This window comes from Pseudacidovorax sp., assembly GCF_017991995.1.
Lineage (GTDB): Bacteria > Pseudomonadota > Gammaproteobacteria > Burkholderiales > Burkholderiaceae_C > Xenophilus.
Map to the genome: position 1 here is coordinate 314,449 of NZ_JAGOPN010000004.1, position 18,483 is coordinate 332,931.

General features: G+C 66.0%; 21 protein-coding genes. 4 read left to right on the forward strand and 17 right to left on the reverse strand.

Annotated features, from left to right (window positions below):
* From KBC94_RS07850 to KBC94_RS07930, 17 genes are all read right to left on the reverse strand, one after another.
* Positions 1-1,473: a phage tail protein gene (locus KBC94_RS07850; RefSeq protein ID WP_294368261.1), complete on the reverse strand. Its 1,473-nt coding sequence runs from the start codon at positions 1,471-1,473 to the stop codon at positions 1-3.
* 73 nt (positions 1,474-1,546) lie between these two features.
* Positions 1,547-4,210: a hypothetical protein gene (locus KBC94_RS07855; protein ID WP_294368262.1), complete on the reverse strand. Its 2,664-nt coding sequence runs from the start codon at positions 4,208-4,210 to the stop codon at positions 1,547-1,549.
* Complete coding sequence (locus KBC94_RS07860; protein WP_294368264.1) at positions 4,207-4,893, reverse strand: phage tail protein I; 687 nt, start codon at positions 4,891-4,893, stop codon at positions 4,207-4,209. Before KBC94_RS07860 ends, KBC94_RS07855 begins: the two co-directional genes overlap by 4 nt.
* Positions 4,890-5,789, reverse strand: a complete 900-nt coding sequence (locus tag KBC94_RS07865; RefSeq protein WP_294368266.1) for a baseplate J/gp47 family protein — start codon at positions 5,787-5,789, stop codon at positions 4,890-4,892. The genes KBC94_RS07860 and KBC94_RS07865 overlap by 4 nt, the downstream gene beginning before the upstream one ends.
* Positions 5,786-6,121 (reverse strand): GPW/gp25 family protein, encoded by a 336-nt coding sequence (locus tag KBC94_RS07870; RefSeq protein ID WP_294368269.1) that lies wholly within the window; start codon positions 6,119-6,121, stop codon positions 5,786-5,788. The genes KBC94_RS07865 and KBC94_RS07870 overlap by 4 nt, the downstream gene beginning before the upstream one ends.
* A 5-nt stretch (positions 6,122-6,126) precedes the next feature.
* A complete protein-coding gene (locus KBC94_RS07875; protein WP_294368272.1) occupies positions 6,127-6,897 on the reverse strand; it encodes a phage baseplate assembly protein V in 771 nt (256 codons plus the stop codon).
* A 67-nt stretch (positions 6,898-6,964) separates the two neighbouring features.
* Positions 6,965-7,426, reverse strand: coding sequence for a phage virion morphogenesis protein (locus tag KBC94_RS07880; protein ID WP_294368274.1), 462 nt, complete (start codon positions 7,424-7,426; stop codon positions 6,965-6,967).
* Position 7,427: 1 nt separating this feature from the next.
* Entirely contained in the window at positions 7,428-7,919 is a 492-nt protein-coding gene (locus tag KBC94_RS07885) for a phage tail protein (protein WP_294368276.1), read from the reverse strand.
* A gap of 4 nt (positions 7,920-7,923) precedes the next feature.
* Positions 7,924-8,460: a hypothetical protein gene (locus tag KBC94_RS07890; protein WP_294368279.1), complete on the reverse strand. Its 537-nt coding sequence runs from the start codon at positions 8,458-8,460 to the stop codon at positions 7,924-7,926.
* A complete protein-coding gene (locus KBC94_RS07895; protein WP_294368282.1) occupies positions 8,457-9,074 on the reverse strand; it encodes a glycoside hydrolase family 19 protein in 618 nt (205 codons plus the stop codon). Before KBC94_RS07895 ends, KBC94_RS07890 begins: the two co-directional genes overlap by 4 nt.
* A complete protein-coding gene (locus KBC94_RS07900; protein ID WP_294368283.1) occupies positions 9,071-9,295 on the reverse strand; it encodes a hypothetical protein in 225 nt (74 codons plus the stop codon). The genes KBC94_RS07895 and KBC94_RS07900 overlap by 4 nt, the downstream gene beginning before the upstream one ends.
* A complete protein-coding gene (locus KBC94_RS07905; RefSeq protein WP_294368285.1) occupies positions 9,292-9,678 on the reverse strand; it encodes a hypothetical protein in 387 nt (128 codons plus the stop codon). The genes KBC94_RS07900 and KBC94_RS07905 overlap by 4 nt, the downstream gene beginning before the upstream one ends.
* Positions 9,679-9,680: 2 nt before the next feature.
* Entirely contained in the window at positions 9,681-9,893 is a 213-nt protein-coding gene (locus tag KBC94_RS07910) for a tail protein X (RefSeq protein WP_294368287.1), read from the reverse strand.
* A 2-nt stretch (positions 9,894-9,895) separates the two neighbouring features.
* A complete protein-coding gene (locus tag KBC94_RS07915; protein ID WP_294368289.1) occupies positions 9,896-10,396 on the reverse strand; it encodes a head completion/stabilization protein in 501 nt (166 codons plus the stop codon).
* Between the two features lie 113 nt (positions 10,397-10,509).
* Positions 10,510-11,454, reverse strand: coding sequence for a phage terminase small subunit (gene gpM / locus KBC94_RS07920; protein ID WP_294368293.1), 945 nt, complete (start codon positions 11,452-11,454; stop codon positions 10,510-10,512).
* 103 nt (positions 11,455-11,557) lie between these two features.
* Positions 11,558-12,574 (reverse strand): phage major capsid protein, P2 family, encoded by a 1,017-nt coding sequence (locus tag KBC94_RS07925; protein WP_294368296.1) that lies wholly within the window; start codon positions 12,572-12,574, stop codon positions 11,558-11,560.
* Positions 12,575-12,633: 59 nt separating this feature from the next.
* The gene (locus KBC94_RS07930; RefSeq protein WP_294368330.1) at positions 12,634-13,485 is read right to left on the reverse strand and encodes a GPO family capsid scaffolding protein; all 852 of its coding nucleotides are present in this window, start codon (positions 13,483-13,485) and stop codon (positions 12,634-12,636) included.
* Positions 13,486-13,787: 302 nt separating this feature from the next.
* Here KBC94_RS07930 and KBC94_RS07935 point away from each other — a divergent pair, with 302 nt between their 5' ends.
* The 4 genes from KBC94_RS07935 to KBC94_RS07950 all read left to right on the forward strand — a co-directional run bounded on the left by KBC94_RS07935 (position 13,788) and on the right by KBC94_RS07950 (position 18,466).
* Positions 13,788-15,539, forward strand: a complete 1,752-nt coding sequence (locus tag KBC94_RS07935; RefSeq protein WP_294368417.1) for a terminase family protein — start codon at positions 13,788-13,790, stop codon at positions 15,537-15,539.
* Positions 15,536-16,597 carry a phage portal protein gene (locus KBC94_RS07940; RefSeq protein ID WP_294368332.1) on the forward strand — a complete coding sequence of 354 codons (1,062 nt, stop codon included), beginning with the start codon at positions 15,536-15,538 and terminating at the stop codon, positions 16,595-16,597. The genes KBC94_RS07935 and KBC94_RS07940 overlap by 4 nt, the downstream gene beginning before the upstream one ends.
* A gap of 511 nt (positions 16,598-17,108) precedes the next feature.
* Positions 17,109-17,888, forward strand: coding sequence for a TIGR04255 family protein (locus tag KBC94_RS07945; protein WP_294368334.1), 780 nt, complete (start codon positions 17,109-17,111; stop codon positions 17,886-17,888).
* A 278-nt stretch (positions 17,889-18,166) separates the two neighbouring features.
* On the forward strand, positions 18,167-18,466 hold the full coding sequence (locus KBC94_RS07950) for a hypothetical protein (RefSeq protein WP_294368337.1): 300 nt from the start codon (positions 18,167-18,169) through the stop codon (positions 18,464-18,466).
* Positions 18,467-18,483 lie beyond the last annotated feature (17 nt).

Here is an 18,483-nt window from a genome sequence, read left to right on the forward strand (position 1 = left end):
TCAGAGCGCGCGGATGATGGGCACGTAGGCCCGGGTGTTAGGGCGGGTGTGCGCGGAGCCGGTCGCCGTCGCGTTGGCGTTGTGACGGTGTTTGCCACCGGGGGAAGTGCTCCCCTTGTGTCCGTGGCGCCCAGCTGGAGAGGTTCCAGAGTTGCGCATGCCGCTGCCGGAATGCAAGGTGCCCTCGCCATTGCGGACTTCAAACGGCACGAAGAATCGGACGCTGGACGTGTCGAGCTGATGCTGATGGTCCGGCGCCTCTTCGATGTTCACCGGATGGTCGTGCTCGCCGGCGTCCTGCACCGCCACCGTGTGACCGTGGGCCTTGACCGTGCTGTCGAGCACGGCGCCGAGAACCATGTCGGCATCCAGGCCTCGACCCATGTCCGCGCCACCATCGAACAGCGAACGGTCGTCGGGCACGTTGAAGGTCGTGAAACCGTCTCCGGCGCCGTACCGTGTGCCAAGGACAGCGAACAGCTTGGGAAAGCCCGTGCGGCTGATGGCTGCGCCGTCGCGCACGATCCAGCCCGCGGGCAGGTTCGCCGTCGGCCAGTGCGCAGGCATGCCGATGGGTCCGGCGCGGTCCGACTCGTCCTTACTGTAGACGCCGAGATTTGCGCGCGCATCGACGGTGCTGGACAGGTCCGAGAGGTTCTTGCTGCGCAGCAGGGGATCGGGCGCATTGCCCGTTGGCTCGTTCTGCGCGGCCACCAGCTTGGTGCCGGCGGGGTAGTCCGTTGCCAGGGTCAGGCGGGTGGGTTCGTCGGGGTCTTTCGTCCACTCGTCGGCGCGTAGCCGCACCCCCTCGATGTAGACCGCCAGGCCGCGCGTCGTGGTGACCGTCAGGTCCACCACCGTCTGGCCAGCCGCGAGCGTCTGCGTTTCTTCGATGGTGTTGACAACCACGTTGATGGCGTCGATGTCCTGCCAGTCGGCGTCGCCGTCAGCGTTGCTCTGCTTGGTGAGCACCTGGCCGGTGGTGCCGCCTGGGAAGACGTTGCCGTCGTTGAAATAGTTGATGACCCAGCTTTGCGTGGCGAGCGTCACGTTGGGGTCGATCTGCAGCGCGACGGTGTCGGCGTTGGCCGGCTGGAAGGCGATGCGGAGCGTGATGTCGCTGGCCGTGCCTTCCTCCGGCAGCGGCTTATAGCTGTCCGGCAGGTTGGCGATGGTGAACATGGCGCCGCTCGTGTCGATGAGCGCGGCCTCTCGCATCGTCCAGCCACCCACCGACGCCGGAATGATGGCCTCGGCGATGTAGAGCAGCGCGTTGGCCGGGTCTTTGTAGATGCGGTTGATGGGCCCGCGCCAGCGCTCGCCCACCAGGCCCACCATGGCGACGTTGGGCGTGATGGGGTTGCCGCCCCCATCGCCCACGGCCAGCGCGATCAGTCCGATCTGCGCGTTATCCGCGATGGCCCGCGCGATCTCGCGCAGGCCGTGCGTGGTGTGGATGCTGGAGAAGGCCATGCACCGATGGTGCCGAGCCTTCCGCGCGTGCGCGAGCCTTCGCGCAGGTGACGGTGGCGGGTACTGTTGCGGTTTACCTTATCACCGCGTCCCGCGAGAGTTGCCCACTCGTGATGAGCCGAGCGAGCTTGCGTGCTCCAAGGTCAAATGTGGCTTGACGATGGAAAACGTTCGGGTGGTTGTGCTGCTTGAGGTCGGGATAGCCTGGGTAGCTCGTGGTGTAGCCGACGTCCCACCCAGGGGAAGCCCCTGTCATCGTGCGGGTGCCCTCATCCCACGCCAGTGTGTCCCCACCGTTTGCAGCAACGAAGTCGAAGCTCATTTTGTCGATCTGGATGAGCGGCACTCGAAGTTCGCGGGCCAGTGCCCCGATGGCGGCGTTGTAGGCATCCCATAGCCGGACGCCCATAAGCACCCCGCTGCCGCTCCGGTTGGCTCTGACGTATCGCTTTGAAGGGGGGACAGGCAGCAGCGTCTCGTTCTCCGCCGCTGACACCCGGTGGTACATGGTGCGTGGCCCGGTTTCAGAGGCGACGAGAGTTCCTCCACCAATGGTGGCTGTGGTGGCCGTGAGCGCCGTGATTACGTGATCCACACCAGCATTCGGGCCGTCTGTGAACCGCAGGATCGAGCCGACCTTGAGCTTGTCCGAGCCCCATTGCGGGGTTTGGAACGCTGCGTCATTGCTGATGGTCTTAGCCACCGCATCAACGGCATACGTGAGCGGCACTCGGAACGTGGGCGTGGGCCAGTTCCAGCCTTCCAGCGTATCGGTGCCAGCGTTCTGCCAGGTCCAAAGCGGATGCGGATGCATCGTGGTCTGTAGCACAGGCAAGTAGCCGGCGGCGATTGCCTGTTGACAGGCAAGGCGCAGGCCATTGATCTGCCCGGGCCGCGTCGCAGCGGCGAATTGGCCGAAGGTACTCGCGGCATTCATGCCCGGGGTGAGCAGCAGAATCCTTCCCGTTGCGAAGCCAGACGGGCGCGCTTCAAACTGGCTCGGCGCCTCGTTGTCAAAAGAGCCGCCGACCGACTGATTCGCATACGGGAAAGAGAAGGCCCCGACGAGTCCGAACTCTTCCGCGAAGATCGTCGCCATACGCACGATGGGCGCATAGCTCGCATCACCGGCCGGGTCATTCGGATGTCGGGCGCCGGCACCATTTCCAACCGACGTGCCGATGCCCACCATCGGGACGGAGTTGTCCACCTGCGTGACCACGCCGTTCGTGTAAGTCTGGCTGCCATACGGCGTGGTAGTGACCATCGCCTGAATCGCGGCCACGGCGGCGTCGACTGGGTCGGCCACGGCGCTTGTGGCCCGCTGCGCGGAGGTCAGTACGAAGACATTCCCCGGCGGGCCTGTGTAGATGATCGTGAAGTTGGAGAACGGTGGCAGCGCAGTGGTGTACGCACCTCCCCCCGCACCCGTGACCCCGATCCATGCGTAGCCGTTTACCCTGACCCGAAGTGTCTTCCCTTCAGTGGTGCCCACCGACCCAAGACGCACAACGAAGGGCTGGTTGCGGGAAAGCGTTTGGAGGCCTGGCGCTTCGGGGGTGCTGACATCCACATCGCCGGTGCCTGCGTCCGCGGTGCCGTCGACGAATAGCGTCGCGCCCTCAAGGCGAGACTGAGGCCAGCTCAAGAGCGCGTAGTTGTTCGACGGCCCGCCCGTCCACTGGACGACTAAATCGGTATTGGCCGGGATGACTTCGGAGATGAGGGTGCTTTTAAGCACCACGGGATATTGGCCACTCCCATTAAGCCTCAACCGCAGGGGCTGTCCTGCAGTCGTTGCCTGTGCAAGCCGGATCGTGAAGACGCTGTTCCGGGGCCAGGACAGGACGTAGGGGTAATCTAGGACAGTGGCCTCGATGTCCGATGCTCCGGCAGCGACGGTGCCCGTAGCGATCAGCGGCTTGCCCGACCGCGCATCCATCCCCACCGCGTCGTCGAAAAAGCAACGGTAATGATTGCCACCGCCGTTGACGATGCGCTCCATCATGTACCACCGCCCGGCCACCATAGGGTTGCCGGGACCGATCTTGGCGTATCCAGCGTCCCAGAAGTTCGTCGCAATGCCCTCGGGCATGCGAGCAAGCACGATGCCGGTGTTGTTTGCCGGCGCCCTGAATCTGACCCAGTCCCCGTTGATAACTGTGTCGCCGTTGGGGTAGGTGAAGGTCCAGTCGTTGACGTCGGTCCCCGCGCCGGTAAGTGCGACCGTTGCGTTGTGCACCACACCACGATTCGCAAAGGTCCGCTCTGCTGCGATGTCTTCTGCCCTGGGTAGGGTCTGCACAACCACAGTGGTGGCCGACCCAGTCCGTTGCAGGCAAGTCAGCGCCGCGTATCCGTCCGTCTCGTTCGGAAGCACCCACCACACGCTGTCGGGCAAGGCCGTAGACGGATAGACAGCAAGGCCCTCCGCCCGGTTCGCAACGATGCGACCAGCTGCGAGTGCTGCAGTCGCCAGCACTTTCGCTTGTTCCGCTACGGCGGTCGTAGCGCTTGCTGCGTTGAGCACGGCCGCTGCTGCGGCTGTGAAGTCACCGATCTGCTGGTCTAGCTTCTCTTCAGCGGCGTCCGAGACATCCCTTGTGAGCTGGCGAAGAGTCGGTACCGGCTCGCCGCCGGGCAAGGCGATGTGATCTGCCGGCCCTTGCAGAAAGTATTGGAGCGTGTCAACGGCCGCGCCAAACGGGAGTACTTTGCCTTCGATTGGTGAGCTCATAGGTCTGCCGGAATCTGTAGTTTGCTGGGCATGCTGGCGACGATGAGGCTGACCTGATCGACGGCCGCTCCGACAATTGCGTAGCCATTGACCGCGCCGTCCATGATCAGATCCAGTGCGCTGGTGCCGTCGCTGTAGACGGGAGTGCCGTCGCCCACCTGCTGATCGACCCCGGTGAGTACCACGCATGCCATGCGCGGACCGGTTCTGGAGCGGATATCGATGTCTATGCCGTCTAAGTGGGAGCGCACGTTCTTGTAGCGCTCAACCGCTCTTCGCACCTGGGCGAGCTGTTGGGCATTGAAGCCGATCTGCTCGGCCTCGATGTGCACCCGGAAGGTATAGGGTGCGGCAGTGGGACTCTGTTGGAACCACTCCTGCACGCGCGCAGGCAATCCCATCGCAGCGAGCGCGCGCTGCACGGCCCCATAGGTGCCCTTCACGCGCTTGATCCGCAGCGACTGCGCGATGACCTCGCGCTTCACTTCGACCGTCCAGCCGTTGTCCCACTCGTCCACGGCGTAGGCGAAGGCCAGCCAGGGCAGGATGTCCGCGGGGCAGGTGTAGGGGTTCCACACGTCGCGCACCGGCACCGGCGTGTCGCTGATGCGAGCGTCGGCCGCGGCGGCGGCGCGCTCCAGCGCGGTGGCGTTGCTGGGCAACAGGGTGGCGGTGTCGGTCATTCGTCCAGCTCCGCGGTCAAAGTGATTGCGGTGCAGTGGGCGGCCTGGCCCTTGGCCATCATGAGGTTGGCGGCCGGCGTGGTCAGGGTGGCCCGCTTCACGCCGGGCTGGTGCAGGGCGCGATAGAAGCCGCTGATGCTGGGGTCAGCGTCCAGCATGTGCATGCTGTCCGCATAGGCCTGCAGGGCTGCCAGCGCGGCGAGCCGCACGACCTCGGCATCGCTGCCGCGGTCCACGATGAGGGAAGCCTCGATGACGTAGGGCACCACGCTGGCGGATAACACCGTGAGGTTGTCCGTGAGCGGGCGCACGGTCTCGCCGGACAGCGCGGCCCGGACTGTGGCGACCAGCTCGGCGCTGGCCGTGCCGTCGCCCTGTCGGGACAGCACGTACACAGTGACATAGCCGGGCGTGGGGCTCTCGACCGACGCGTGGCGGACTTGGCCGCTGGCCGAGAGGGCGTGGTATCGGTAGCTCGCCTCGCTGCCGGCCGTGGTGAAGGCTTCGAGGCGCAGCTGAATGCGGGCGCGGAAGTCGCTGTCGCTTTCCATCACGGCCGCCACGGGCGGCACCGCGGTGTCGTCGGCGGGCGTGATGACCAGGCGCAGCACGTCCCAGTTCGCGCCCAGGTTGTCGAGGTCGCCCTTCTGGGCGTGCGCCAGCATGACGGCGCGGGCGGCGTCGTTGACGCGCTGACGCAGCAGCAGCTCGCGGTAGGTGCTGGCCTGCAGCAGCTTGTTCAGCGGTTCGGATTCCAGCGACAGCACGCTCTGGATGGCGGCGCGCTGGTCTTCGGGGATGGCGGCCAGCAGCTCGGCCTTGCGGTCGGCGAGCAGGGCCTCGAAGTCGAGCGCCTCGACGATGTCGGGCGCGGGAATCTGGGATAGGTCGATCATGCGCCGCTCTGCAGTTGGACGGTGGAGCTGACGGTCTCGACGTCGGCGGTGTCGCGGCGCGCGATGTTGAGCGAGCAGCGGCCCTGCGCGTCCACGCTGACGGTGACGCGCCGCACCCGCGTGCGCGGCTCCCATTTCATGATGGCCTGGGCCGTCGCTGCGATGAGGCGCAGCCGGTTGGCGGCCGTCGCGGGGTGGTCCACCAGCTGCGGGACATAGCTGCCGTAGTTCCGGCGCATGAGCCGCTCGCCGATGGGCGTGGTGATGATGTCGCCGATGGACTGGCTGATGTGGGCCCGCCGTTCTAGCCGGCGGCCGGTGGCGTTGGACATGCCGGTCATAGCGGCCCCCCGGACACGTCGCCGCCGCTCTGCACCTCGCCGTGCGGGTGCGTCTTGAGGCTGATGGCGCCCGCCGTCACGTCGGTGTCGGCGTGGATGGTGCTGGTCGTCTCGATCTCGCGCGTGGATAGCAGCGGGATGTTCATGCGGCCGGTGCCCTGCGAGCCCGGCACCGTGGACGTGCCGTAGGCGGCGAAGCCGCCCATCATGCTGGTCAGGCCCATGACGGTCAGGTGCCCGGTGGTGGTGGTCTGGGGCGCGTCGAGGGTGATCTGCTGCGAGTGGACCGTCGCGCTCTCGCTGGCCGTCACGTCGGCGGTCTTGCACGTCACGGTGATGGCGTCGGGCACATCGATGTCGGCGGTGCCGTCGGCCGGCAGCGTGGCCTTGAACTTGTGGGCGGCGTGGTCGTACTCGATGACCATGCCGTCGGGGTAGCGGGTCACGGTCTTGTTCGGGTCGTTGCTGGGCGGTGGATGGCCTTCCGTGGGAATGCCGGCCAGCACATAGCCGCCCTCCGTCAGGCCATTGGGCGACAGCAGCATGACGGGCTCGCCCACGGTGGGCGGGTTCCATGTTCTCGTCTCGCCGGTGCGCAGCTCGAAGTAGGGGCGCCAGTCCGTAGTGGTGTTCTCGGTCAGCTTGACGCGGACCCGCGGCGGCGTCGCGGTGGGATCGACGGCCGCGATGGTGCCCACGCGCAGCAGGTTCGCCACCATGCGCTGCAGGTCGGCGAATAGCTGGAATGGGTCCGTGGGGCCGGGCATGCGGCGACTTTGCCGGACGGCCCGCGCGTGCGCGAGGGGGGGCGCCACGTCGGCGCGCCGGGCACGGTCAGCCGCCGACCGTGATGTGTCGCAGCACGATGTCTGTGATGGCGGCCTCGTCGGCAGCAGTGAAGCCCAGCAGCTCGCGGCGCGGGTAGCGAACCTCGGGCGATGCAGGCCGGCGCCAATCGACCTTGTCGCGCAGGCCGTACTGGTGGACGCGCGCGATGCGTGCCGTGCGGCCGCCGATGGTGATGGTGGCCGTGGTGGCGGTGGCCGCCTTGCGCAAGTACTTCGCCGTGCGCAGCTTCTCGAACATCTTGCGGCGGATGGCGCCCTTCTTCCGTCGCAGGCGTGGCTTGCGAGGCTCGTACGCCGTGCCGTCGGGGTTCAGTTGCGCGCCGATGCGCTCGGCCTGGCTGCGGCGCAGGTAGGTGGACACTTCGACCATCGCCGCGCGTTGCCTCGGCGCCGACAGGCCGGCCAGCAGCGGGCCCAGCCAGGTGGACAGCGCGGAGAGGTCGGACACGTCAGGTGTCCGCCTGATCGAGCGGCTCGACGCGCCACTCGGCCTGCAGATCGAGTACGGAATCAGGCGGCGCGAAGCCCGCGATGAGCGGCTCGCCAATGTGGCGCGTGGTCAGACGGTTGATGCCGTCCACGGTGCCCCCCTGCACGGCCACGGTCTCGGTCAGGTCAAGCTCGAAGGAGATATCGGCGGTCTTGTGGTCGATCACCTCGGCATCGAAGCGGAAGCCCTTCGCTCGCCGCTCCGGGTTGTCGAGCAGATCCGGCTGGTGCTGCTTCAGCCACGCGATCACCGGCACCACGAGCACGTCGGGGCTGTCAGCCCAGTCCGTGATGACGAGATTGAGCGTGTAGGCGTACTCGAACGACAGCGAGGGCGTGCCGGTGTGCAGCACGTTGCCGCGCTCGATGAAGATGGTGAGCTTCTCGGGGTTCGTGGCCAGATCGGGGCAGGCACGCGTGATGGTGTCACGCAGCAGCTGGGGCTTCTTCATGGCGTCAGGGCTCGGGCTGGCTGCCGGCGCCGGCGGAGGGGTCGAAGAGCTGGCGGTCGGCGCGGATGGTGTCGGCCAGGAGCTGGATGCGTCCGTCCCGCTCGACAACAGCCGCCCGGAGCTGCTCAGCCACGACTCGGCCCTCTGCAAGACTTGCGTCGAGCTGGGCCGCATGGCTTGCAAGACGGTCGCGCTCAGCGGCGCTGGCTTCGGACATAGCGCGGTATCGAAGGGCGCGGCCTTCGGCGCCACGCTGCAGGCGCTCAGCGTCAGCAACGCGAGCAGCAGCAGCAGCATCGGCAGAAGCCTGTGCGGCGCGGTAGGTGTCCACAGCCTGGGTGCTCTGGCTTGCATGGGTGGTTTCCTTCTCTCGGGTGGTGGTGACTTGGGCGGTGATCGCCTGGGCGGTGCTGGCCTTGGCCTTGTCCCACTGCTGCTGGACGCTGGCGGCGCCCTGCTGGTGGCCGACGGCATAGCCGCCGATCAGCGCGCCGACAGCGACCAGCGCGGCAATGGCCAGGGTGTCGAGGATGCTGGTCATGCTGTCAGTGCCACCAGGGCCCGATTGCAGCGCTCCACGCGGTCGGCGTGGCCGGCCATGGCCTTGCCGTTGATGCCGCGCGTGACGGCGTCCAGCTTCCAGGCGTCAGCGGCCGCGTTCAGGCCGTTGGTATGCCAGTACCAGGCCGAGGTGCCCGTCGCCCACGGCGGCTCGGCGACGAGGTCTGGGCGTTCCTCGCAGGGCAGGCCGGTGCCGGCCTCCGCCTTCCGGTAGTTGCCGCGACCAGTGAGCTGGATGAGGCCTCGGCCGCGGTAGGTCCAGCCGTCGCCCGACTCGGCCGGGCCGTTGCCGTTGCGGCTGGCGTAGGCGACCGTGGCCAGGGCCTTGGGGTTGCGCAGGTAGCGCTTGGCGGTCTCGATCTCGCGAAGCGCGGAGAACATGGCGGCCACGCGGGCGGGGTCGGTGTAGTAGAGGTTTTCTTCCAGCCGCGTGAAGCCGCTGGATTCGTGGCTGCACTGGCCGATGAATGCGGCCATCCGGCGCGGAGTGCTGATGTCGTAGCGGGCGAAGGCTTCCACCAGGTGGGGAAGAAAGGCGCGGGCGACGGTGGGCGTGATGCCGGCGGCGATGAGCTGGGGCAGGGTGATGGTCATGGGGCGTCTGCCTTGGGCGCGTTCTGCTTGATGAGGCGGGCGGCGATGCCGAAGGCCGCCAGCACGCGGATGCACCACTTGGCCACGGTGGGCAGCTCTTCGAGCCAGCCCAGGGCCGCGATGCCGTTGTAGATGTCGGGAAAGGCCACCAGCAGGGCCAGCACCTGCACGCTGGCCAGCTTGCCGGCGCGCTTCCACTCGGGGATGACTTGCAGCTTCATTTGCCCTGACCCTTTCGCGCGCTCTGCGGGTTCAGGCCGAGGGCGAACTCGGCATTGCCCATGCGGAACTCCATCACCGTCATCTGCGACTGGATCTGCGTCAGGTCGGCGAGCTTCTTGTTGACCTCGGACAGCTGGGTGGCGATGTTGCGCAGCTCGTAGGCCTGTTCGGGCGCCGACATGGTCCGCTTCTCGACGGCCTCGATGCGCTCTTCCTGCCGCTGCACGCGCGTGTCGGTCTTGATGACCCAGGCACCGACGGTGCCGGAAAAGGCCATGGCAGCGCTCACGATCCACGGGCCGGGGAAGCGCCAGTCGATGAGCTTGGGGCGCGGCTCCGGATCGGGCGGCGGCGCGGGCGGTGGTGCGATGGGGTCGGGCATGGTCAGTCCCAGAGCTGCACGGTCGGTACCGTGGCAGAGGTGGCAGGGGGATCGGGCAGCACGACAGCGCGGCCGAGCGGCAGGGTGGGGCCCAGCTCTGCCAGGCCGGGATTGAGCGCGTAGACGCCTTCGGTAACGCCGGCCGTGCGGCCCAGGTGCCGCAGGCACAGCTGATCGACGGTGTCGTGCTGCTGGGCGATGACGGTGCGCGGCATGACTAGATCAGGTCGACGGTGAGGCGGGGCACGCCCAGGATGTCGCGGATGGCCCAGGTGGCGTCGCGGCGGTGCTCTTCGGCCTGGCCGCCGCGGGTCTCTTCCTGGGTGTCCTTGCGGGCGCGGCCGCTGGTGTCGTAGTCGCTGTATCGCTCGATCAGGTTCGCCTTGGCGGTGCAGTACACGGCGCGGCGGAAGCGCTGGACGGCCGAGGACTCGCCGTCGATCTGCAGGGCGGTCGGCACGTCGGCCAGCGAGGTGATGCCGGCCGTCATGTGGACGACGGCCCAAGCGGCCAGCTGGTCGATGGTGCTGGCGATGGCGTCCTGCACCGCGGGCCGCAGCCGCTCCGCCGTCACGGTGCCGTCGAGGCGCATTGCATCGCGCATGGCGGCCAAATCGATCTCGGGCCACCAGGCGCCGGCGGACACCACGCCCAGCGGAGCGGGGTCGCTGGGGGGCGTGGTGCGGACGAGCGACGGGGCGGCAGCGATGAGAGACATGGCGGGGCTCGACGGTGGGAAAAGGTGGGCGGTGGCCGGGGCGCGTTGTGGTGAAGGCTCAGCCTTTCACGCTGCGCCCCGGGCCGCCCGGCACGCGGGGGTGCTCGGGGCCGCTACTTGGGCGCGCGCTTCTTGCGCGGGGTGGCCGCGGGCTTCTTGGCCTGGGCGGTCTTCCGCGCAGCGGCGGGCGCTGCGGTGGCGGGTTGTTCGGTGGTGCTGGCCGGCGGATCGGCCGGCGTGGTGGCTGCGGCCGGGTCCGCGGCGCCGGTGTTGGGCTTGTCGGTCTTGGCCAGGGCGCGTTCGACGCGCTCGATGTCCTTCTTCACGCCAGCATTGCTGTCGAGCTGGAGCGCGCGCTGCAGGCGGGTCAGCGCCGTTCGCAGTGCATCCGGATCGATGGCGGCGAGGTCGGGCTCTTCGGCGGTCTGCACCTTGCCCAGCAGCGCATAGGCGATGGCCTTGTGCAGCTTCGCGCGGGCCTGATCGGGCGCGTCCTGCTCTGCGGTGAGCATGTCGGCCTCGATGAGCAATGCGGCGGCGTTCCGCAGCAGCAGCGTAGGCTCAGCGTCGGGGAACAGGGGCAGCAGCTGCAGGGCACCGCCTTCCTCGGCGGCCTTGACGTCGAGCGGCGCCCACTGGCCCTTCAGAAAGGCATTGGCCAGCTCGTCGATGACAAGGGCGGCGGGGGTGCGCGTGTACGCATCGTCCATGGCCATGCGGTGGCCGATCACGTACTTGGCGATGACCAGGCCCAGCGCGTAGGCGCCGGCGTCGAAGGCCCAAACCATGACGGTGGTGAGCACGCGGTCGGCGGCACCGGTACCGGTTTCAAGGGCGGTCTTGATCCAGTCGAAGTACTCGGGCAGCAGCTTGGCCTTGGCCTCGGCGCGGCGCTCGTGCGACTGGATCTTGCCAAGCTGCGCCTTGTCCTGCGCCAGCTTGATGCGCATGAGGTCGTACTGGTCGCCCTTCAGCTCAGTGCCGTAGGGGTCTGCGGCCTGGGCCTGCTGCTGCAGGATGCGGGCGCGGTGGCGTTGGGCGGGGCTCAGCATGCGCATGGGATTCCTCGTTGTGGGCGGTGGGCCACGCCGCGGCGGTGGTGTGCCGCGGCGTGCGCGTCAGACATGCGGCAGACAGTTGTCACGCCGCAAGGCGCCGGGCTCAGTCGACGATCTCGATGTTTTCGACCAGAGCGGCGAAGCCGTAGTCCTCGACGACATAGGCGTCGTTGCTCGACTCGTAGTTCTCGATGCGGTCGCGCTCGGGCACGTCCTTCAGGTTGCGCCGGCGGGCATCGCGCTGGTAGTAGATCGACAGGTTCTGCAGCGAGGTGATCATCAGCTTGTTGTCGGGGAAGAACGGAACCGCTGCCGCCTGCAGGCCGCCGATTCGCTTCTGGCTGATGACGATGTCGGCCGCCAGCGTCTCGGTCGGCGCCTGGCGGGTGTTGACGAGCGGGAAGTACTTGTCGTGCATCAGCGCGCGACCGACCACGACCACCAGGTCGGGCGACTGCTGGTACCAGGGATCGAGCATGGTGATGGCGTCGAAGACCACCGCGTCGAGGTTCGCGTAGTCGCGGGTGGCGGGGTCCGCGCTGATGGTGACGGTGCCGGCGACCTTGCCGCCGGTCATCACGTTCTCGGGCGCGTGCTCGCGCATCTGCTGCAGCCAGCCCTTGTTCACGTCCTGCAGCAGCGGGTTGGCGCCGATGTTGGTGGTTGCTGCGGCGCTGGTGCCGTTGAAGCCGATCATCATGCGGTCCAGAGCCTGGCGGCGCAGGATCACGTCACGCACGCGAGTCTGGAAGTCGGGGAAGCCGGCCCAGGCGTCGAGCGTGGCGTAGCGGATGAAGGTGTCGCTGTTGGTCTGCACGCACTGGTAGCGGGTGTCATCCAGCGCCAGCACGTTGCGAGGCTGGCGGGTGCCGTTGCCGGTGGTGTCGGTGCGGCTGGCGATGGGGCCGGACACGCCGACGCCGACCTTGTCGCCGATCTGCTCGGTGACGCCGATGATGTTGATGCGGCTCAGGAAGTCGCTCGACTCCTGCATCTTGGTCTCCAGCGTCTGCTGCACGCGCGGCACGACGTTGAAGCGCTGCGTTACGTTGGCCACGCCGTTCAGGGTGGCCAGCTGGGCGAAATAGGCGTCGATGGCCTGGCGGAGTTCTTTGCGCATGGTTTGCTGCCTCGGACTCGGGTGGTGGTGATGGGTGTGAGGGATGGGAGCCGGGCAGCTCAGCAGTCGGTGGGGACCAGGCCGTTGCCACCGTTGGCGGCCGGGCGCTGGGTGGTGGCGGGGGTGTTGTCGAGGGCCGAGTACTTGGCCTGCAGATCCTTCACGGTCGCCTGCAGCTCGGCGATGGTCTTCTCGGCGGCGCTCAGCTGCTTGGTGGCCTCGCCGGCGTGAGCGGCGAAGGCCTCGCCCAGCTGCTCGAAGCCTTCGGCTACTGCGGCGAAGCGGGCGTCGTCGGTGGCGGTCTTCGCGCCGAACTTGGCCAGAGCCCCGCTGATGGCCGTCTTGAACTTCTCGACGATGCCGGCATCGGGCGCCGCCACGTCCTCGAATTCGATGGCGGCTTCTTCCGCCACGGTGAACAGGTCGTCGGCCTGCTGCTTGCGGCCTTTAAACGGATTGGCGTTCGGGTTCTGCGCTGCGAAGGCCAGCACCTCGGTGCCCAGGCTCGCCGGGTTGTCAGTGACTGCCAAGCCGGTCAGATAGGCCTTCTCGGTGTCGGCGAAGCGGGGCCGCACCTCCATGGACGAATAGATCTTCTGGCGGGCCTTGGTGAGGGCGACCAGCTCGTCGGTGGGCGAGATCTGCGCGAACAGCGCCAGCTTCTTCACGCCGCCGATGTCCACCTGCTCGGTCTTGACCGCCAGCACATCGCCATAGGCCTTGAAATCGCTGTTCGGGCTGTAGCCCCGGATGTGCTCGATGTTGATGCGGGCACCGTAGACGTTCGGGTCGTAGCTGGCGGCGATCTGCTCCAGCATCTGTCGGTCGATCACGCGGCCATCGCTGGTCGCGCCTTCGACGGCAACGCGGAAGAACTTGGAGACCTTTTTGGCGGCGGCGGGAGTGGACATTGGCTGGCTCGCTGGTGGTGTGGAAGGCGACCAGCCAATGGTGTCGGAGGGGGGATGCGGCCTCAATGCGCGCTGCATGTCGCAGTGCCGGGGACTGATGCAGCCGATGGCCGCGCCACGCGCGCGCGGGCAACCTCGGCGGCATGCCCGTGAAACCCGCCGGGCTCGGCCGTGCTCGCCGAGCCGCTCCTGTTGCCGCGAAGAAGGCCGCGCCGCGCAAGCGAGGCCGGGCCCCGCGCGCCGCCAAGGTGGCGGCGCCTGCTGCCGTTGCTGGCAGCGTGACGGGCACTGAGTCGACCCAGATTGCCACTTTGACGCCGCAGGCGCAACCCCGCACGGCGGCCCGCTTCCTCTTCTGGCAGGGCTGGAAGTGCAAGCAGATCGGCGAGCACCTGGGCGTGCCGGGGTCCACCGTCTATGGCTGGAAGGATGCCGACAAGTGGGAAGACGACCAGCCGCTCGACCGCGTCAACGGGGCGCTCGAAGTGCGGCTTGTGCAGCTCATCCTGAAGACGGACAAGACTGGCGGCGACTACAAAGAAATCGACCTGTTGGGCCGGCAGCTGGAGCGCACGGCGCGCGTAGAGAAGTACCAGCAGACGGGCAAGGAGGGCGACCTCAATCCGAATATCGCTGCGCGCAATGCGGCGCCGAAGCGCAAGCCGAAGCGCAACGAGTTCAGCGAGGACCAGCTCGCGCTGCTGGAGTCCAAACTGCGCGAGTCGAACTTCCCGTTCCATCAGAACTGGTTCGACCAGCAGGCCCAGCGGCTGCGCATGGTGCTCAAGTCGCGGCAGATCGGGGCGACCTTCTACTTTTCGCGCGAGGCGCTGCTGTCGGCGGCCAGGGAGGGGCGAAACAAGCTCTTTCTGTCGGCGTCGAAGTCGCAGGCGCACCAGTTCCGCAGCTACATCGTGGACTTCGCCAAAGAGGTGGACGTCGAGCTGAAGGGCGAGAACATCAAGCTCTGGAACGGCGCCGAGCTGATCTTCCTGGGCACCAACGCGATGACCGCCCAGTCGTATCACGGCGACTTCTACTTCGACGAGTTCTTTTGGGTTCCGCGGTTTAAGGTCATCAACAAGCTGGCCAGCGCCATGGCGGCGCACAAGCACTGGCGCAAGACCTACTTCTCCACGCCCTCGGCCATGTCCCACGAGGCCTATGGCTTCTGGACCGGCGACGACCGCAATAAGGGCCGCGCGAAGGGTGAGCGGGTCGTCATCGACACCAGCCACAAGGCGCTGCGCGGCGGCAAACTGGGCCCGGATCGGAAGTGGCGGGACATCGTCACGGTGGAAGACGCCGTGCGCATGGGGTTCGACCTCTTCGACATCGCCGAGCTGCGCGAGGAATACAGCCTCGACGAGTTCGCCAATCTGTTCATGTGCCAGTTCATCGATGACAGCCTGTCGCTGTTCACGCTGGCCCAGATGCAGGCGTGCATGGTGGACAGCTGGGAGGTCTGGAGTGACTTCAAGGCCCTGTGGGCGCGGCCCTATGCGCACTTCCCGGTGTGGGTGGGCTACGACCCGTCGGACAAGGGCGACGCGGCCGCGCTGGTGGTCGTTGCGCCGCCACGGCAGCCGGGCGGCAAGTTCCGCGTGCTTCACCGCGAGCAGTTCAAGGGCTCGGACTTCGAGGCCCAGGCCGAGGCGATCCGCCGCATCACGCAGCAATACAACGTGGTGCACATCGGCATCGACAAGACAGGCCTCGGCGCCGGCGTGTTCCAGATCGTGGAGAAGTTCTTCCCGCAGGTGAAGGGCTACCAGTACAGCATTGAGGTCAAGCAGCGCCTCGTGCTCAAGGCGCAGCAGGTGATCCACAAGGGCCGTCTCGAGTTCGACGCGGGCTGGACCGACCTGGCCGCGTCGTTCATGGCCATCAAGCGCGTGTTGACGGCCAGCGGCCGGAATGTCACCTACGACTCGGGCCGCTCGGAAGAGACCGGCCACGCGGATCTGGCGTGGGCAACGATGCACGCGCTCGACAACGAAACGCTCGCCGGCGACGTGATCGGCGGCACCTCTCGCATGGAGATTTTTGGATGAGCAAACGACGCCGCACCCCGGCCGGCCAGGTCACGCGCACCGCACCCGTGGCCTCGGCCACCACGCTGATGACGCAGAGCGATGGCACCACCGTCGAGGCCTTCAGCTTCGGCGACCCCGAGCCGGTCAGCCGGCTGCAGCTGCTCGACTACGTGGAGTCTGCCTTCAATGGGAAGTGGTACGAGCCGCCGCTGCCGTGGGAAGGCCTGGCCAGCGCGTTCCGCGCGTCGCCGCACCACGGGTCGGCCATCTTCCTCAAGCGCAACCTGCTCAAGGCCATGTTCCAGCCGCACCCGCGGCTTTCGAGCGCCACCTTTGGCGCGTGGGTGCTGGACTTTCTGGTGTTCGGCAATGCCTACCTCGAACAGCCGCGGGCGATGACCGGGCGGGCGATGGGGCTGCGGCATTCGCTGGCCAAGTACACGCGGCGCGGTGAAGAGGCCGGGCACTTCTTCTTCGTGCGCGGCTGGCCGGAAGAGCACGAGTTCGCGCCGGGGTCGGTCTTCCACCTGAGGGAGGATGACGTGAACCAGGAGATCTATGGGCTGCCCGAGTACATCAGCGCCCTGCAGTCGGCCTGGCTCAACGAGGCGGCCACGCTGTTCCGGCGGAAGTACTACGCGAACGGCTCGCACGCGGGCTTCATCCTGTACATGACCGACGGCCAGATCGACAACAGCGACGCCGACGCGCTGCGCCAGGCGCTCAAGAACTCGAAGGGGCCGGGCAACTTCCGGAATCTCTTCCTGCACATGCCCGGCGGCAAGGCCGACGGGCTGAAGCTGATCCCCGTCAGCGAGGTGGCGGCCAAGGATGACTTCCAGGCCATCAAGAACGTGTCGAAGGACGACGTGCTCGCCGCCCACCGCGTGCCGCCTGGACTGCTCGGCATCGTGCCCACCAACGCCGGCGGCTTCGGCAATGCGCCCGACGCGCTGGCGGTGTTCGTGCAGAACGAGGTGCGGCCGCTGATGACCCGCTTCCGCGAGCTGAATGAGTGGGCCGGCGACGAGCTGGTGAGGTTTACCGACCTGCCTGGGCTGCCGCCGCCCGCGTGATCCACCGCCACCCATGAGCAGGGCGCCCGCAGGCGCCCTTTTTTTCGCCCGTCCGACCCGCGAGGCCGCGCGCAGCGCCGCGCGCGCGCCTGCGGCCGGCCAGGGGCGGCCCTGGGGCATTGCCGCGTCGACCGAGGGTCGCCGGACCCCACCCCACCCCGCCGGCGCGCGGTCTAGCCCCCACCGAGCCTGCACGCTTGACCGAGCGAGAATTACGACAAGGTCGCCGGCGTTTCATGCGCTGTGTTCCTTCGGGAATCCATCCGGCAAAGGGTGTAGGCAGCGTTACGTGTTTTTCTTTGTTTTTTCGATTACAACCGCCACTTAGGTACCCTAAGGTACTCCGAATGCCAGTGACGGCGCTCTAGCCAAGCGCGCCGCTTGCAGAGGTGGAGCCCTGGTACCTTTACGTCAGGACAGAGCACTCACCTCCGTGTACAGGGTCGGCTATCTTGTAATGGTTACAATTTGATTCAGATAGGACTTGATGACTGTGTCTATGCGTGAGCCAGTGAAGTTCGACAAGCCTCCTGTGGTGGAGGTTGCTTGTGGCGTTGCCTTCCAGTTGCCCAAGCCTCTCAAGACAGCTCATGTTGGCTTGTACTGGTCGCTGGTGAGTTCGGAGTTCCCTCGTTGTGACGATGCTGAGCCCGTCGCGCACACGGTGGAGTTGCCAGGCGAGTCGGACTCAACGGACCCATCCATTCAGTTCCAGACAGTTGCGCTCCCGCCTTTGAGAAGAGCGTGGCTGATTAATCAAGAAGGCACGCATCTTCTGCAAATACAAGAGGATCGCTTCCTGTTTAATTGGAAGCGGGTTACGGGTAGTCCGGCGTATCCGAGCTATGAGCAGGTTATTTCCGATTTCGACGTTCAATGGAATCGTTTCCGCCGCTTCCTTGTCGATCAAGATCTCGGAGAGCCAACGCTGACTCAATTCGAATTGAGCTATTTTAATTTTGTAGAGGATGGCTTTCATGGTCTCTTCAAAGATCATGTAAGAGAACGTTCGGACAGCCGCTTTCTTCCTGATCCTGAAGCCTGCACCTTTAAAGAGGTATATACGCTACCTGATTCAGCGGGCCGGCTACATATCTTGGCAGGAACTGCGCGTAATAGGGCTACAGGTAAAAAGGGAGTGAGGCTAGAAATCACTGCGCGCGGGATGTTGCCCGATACCGCCCATTCTGATTACCGGAAATGGTTCGATACCGCTCATGAATGGATTACTCATGGCTTCGCTGACATGACTGATGCCAAGTTCCATAGCATCTGGGAAAGGACATCCTAATGACGTATTTTGCTAGCAATTACTCTCAGGCTCCTGACCTTTGTGCCACGATGAGTTGGTCTGACAACACGTTGCTTGACTCTTATGATGTGAACGTAAGGCACGTCAAGCGCGCACTTCTTCGTTTGCCACACAAGGCTGCCGGTAGGGTGATAACTTCTCAGTCCTCCGAGCGAGACGAACAGAGACAAACAATGGCGCCGAGATCTGCGCCAGCATTGCCTGACCTAGTCATCACGTCTGAAGTGAGCGAGCGGGAAGAGCATAAGCGAACGCTCATGGGAATCTTTCGTCGTCTCCATGAACTGGATCAAATATCGCTGAAAACTTCCATGTACGCGGGATGGTTTATCAGATCATTGCCCACTACTCGGAGCCTTCCAAAGGTGTCGCCTGATGGCGATGGTGGCCTTCAGATGGCGTGGGACGTTGAAGGTAGCGGGCGAACACTGATAACTATCAACGATGAAATGTTGTACGGTGTCATTTCAGCTGGAACTCGCAGTGCGTCTTACCTTGATGAACGCCAATTTATGGGTGTAGTCGAGGAAGATTTTTTGGCTGCAATACCGGCGTGAATTACTCCATCTATGGT

Bases quoted from the DNA above. Each gene is read 5' to 3' on its own strand.
- KBC94_RS07850 (WP_294368261.1), bottom strand. From the start codon at position 1,473: ATGGCCTTCTCCAGCATCCACACCACGCACGGCCTGCGCGAGATCGCG.
- KBC94_RS07855 (WP_294368262.1), bottom strand. From the start codon at position 4,210: ATGAGCTCACCAATCGAAGGCAAAGTACTCCCGTTTGGCGCGGCCGTT.
- KBC94_RS07860 (WP_294368264.1), bottom strand. From the start codon at position 4,893: ATGACCGACACCGCCACCCTGTTGCCCAGCAACGCCACCGCGCTGGAG.
- KBC94_RS07865 (WP_294368266.1), bottom strand. From the start codon at position 5,789: ATGATCGACCTATCCCAGATTCCCGCGCCCGACATCGTCGAGGCGCTC.
- KBC94_RS07870 (WP_294368269.1), bottom strand. From the start codon at position 6,121: ATGTCCAACGCCACCGGCCGCCGGCTAGAACGGCGGGCCCACATCAGC.
- KBC94_RS07875 (WP_294368272.1), bottom strand. From the start codon at position 6,897: ATGCCCGGCCCCACGGACCCATTCCAGCTATTCGCCGACCTGCAGCGC.
- KBC94_RS07885 (WP_294368276.1), bottom strand. From the start codon at position 7,919: ATGAAGAAGCCCCAGCTGCTGCGTGACACCATCACGCGTGCCTGCCCC.
- KBC94_RS07890 (WP_294368279.1), bottom strand. From the start codon at position 8,460: ATGACCAGCATCCTCGACACCCTGGCCATTGCCGCGCTGGTCGCTGTC.
- KBC94_RS07895 (WP_294368282.1), bottom strand. From the start codon at position 9,074: ATGACCATCACCCTGCCCCAGCTCATCGCCGCCGGCATCACGCCCACC.
- KBC94_RS07900 (WP_294368283.1), bottom strand. From the start codon at position 9,295: ATGAAGCTGCAAGTCATCCCCGAGTGGAAGCGCGCCGGCAAGCTGGCC.
- KBC94_RS07905 (WP_294368285.1), bottom strand. From the start codon at position 9,678: ATGCCCGACCCCATCGCACCACCGCCCGCGCCGCCGCCCGATCCGGAG.
- KBC94_RS07910 (WP_294368287.1), bottom strand. From the start codon at position 9,893: ATGCCGCGCACCGTCATCGCCCAGCAGCACGACACCGTCGATCAGCTG.
- KBC94_RS07915 (WP_294368289.1), bottom strand. From the start codon at position 10,396: ATGTCTCTCATCGCTGCCGCCCCGTCGCTCGTCCGCACCACGCCCCCC.
- gpM (WP_294368293.1), bottom strand. From the start codon at position 11,454: ATGCGCATGCTGAGCCCCGCCCAACGCCACCGCGCCCGCATCCTGCAG.
- KBC94_RS07925 (WP_294368296.1), bottom strand. From the start codon at position 12,574: ATGCGCAAAGAACTCCGCCAGGCCATCGACGCCTATTTCGCCCAGCTG.
- KBC94_RS07930 (WP_294368330.1), bottom strand. From the start codon at position 13,485: ATGTCCACTCCCGCCGCCGCCAAAAAGGTCTCCAAGTTCTTCCGCGTT.
- KBC94_RS07940 (WP_294368332.1), top strand. From the start codon at position 15,536: ATGAGCAAACGACGCCGCACCCCGGCCGGCCAGGTCACGCGCACCGCA.
- KBC94_RS07950 (WP_294368337.1), top strand. From the start codon at position 18,167: ATGGGAATCTTTCGTCGTCTCCATGAACTGGATCAAATATCGCTGAAA.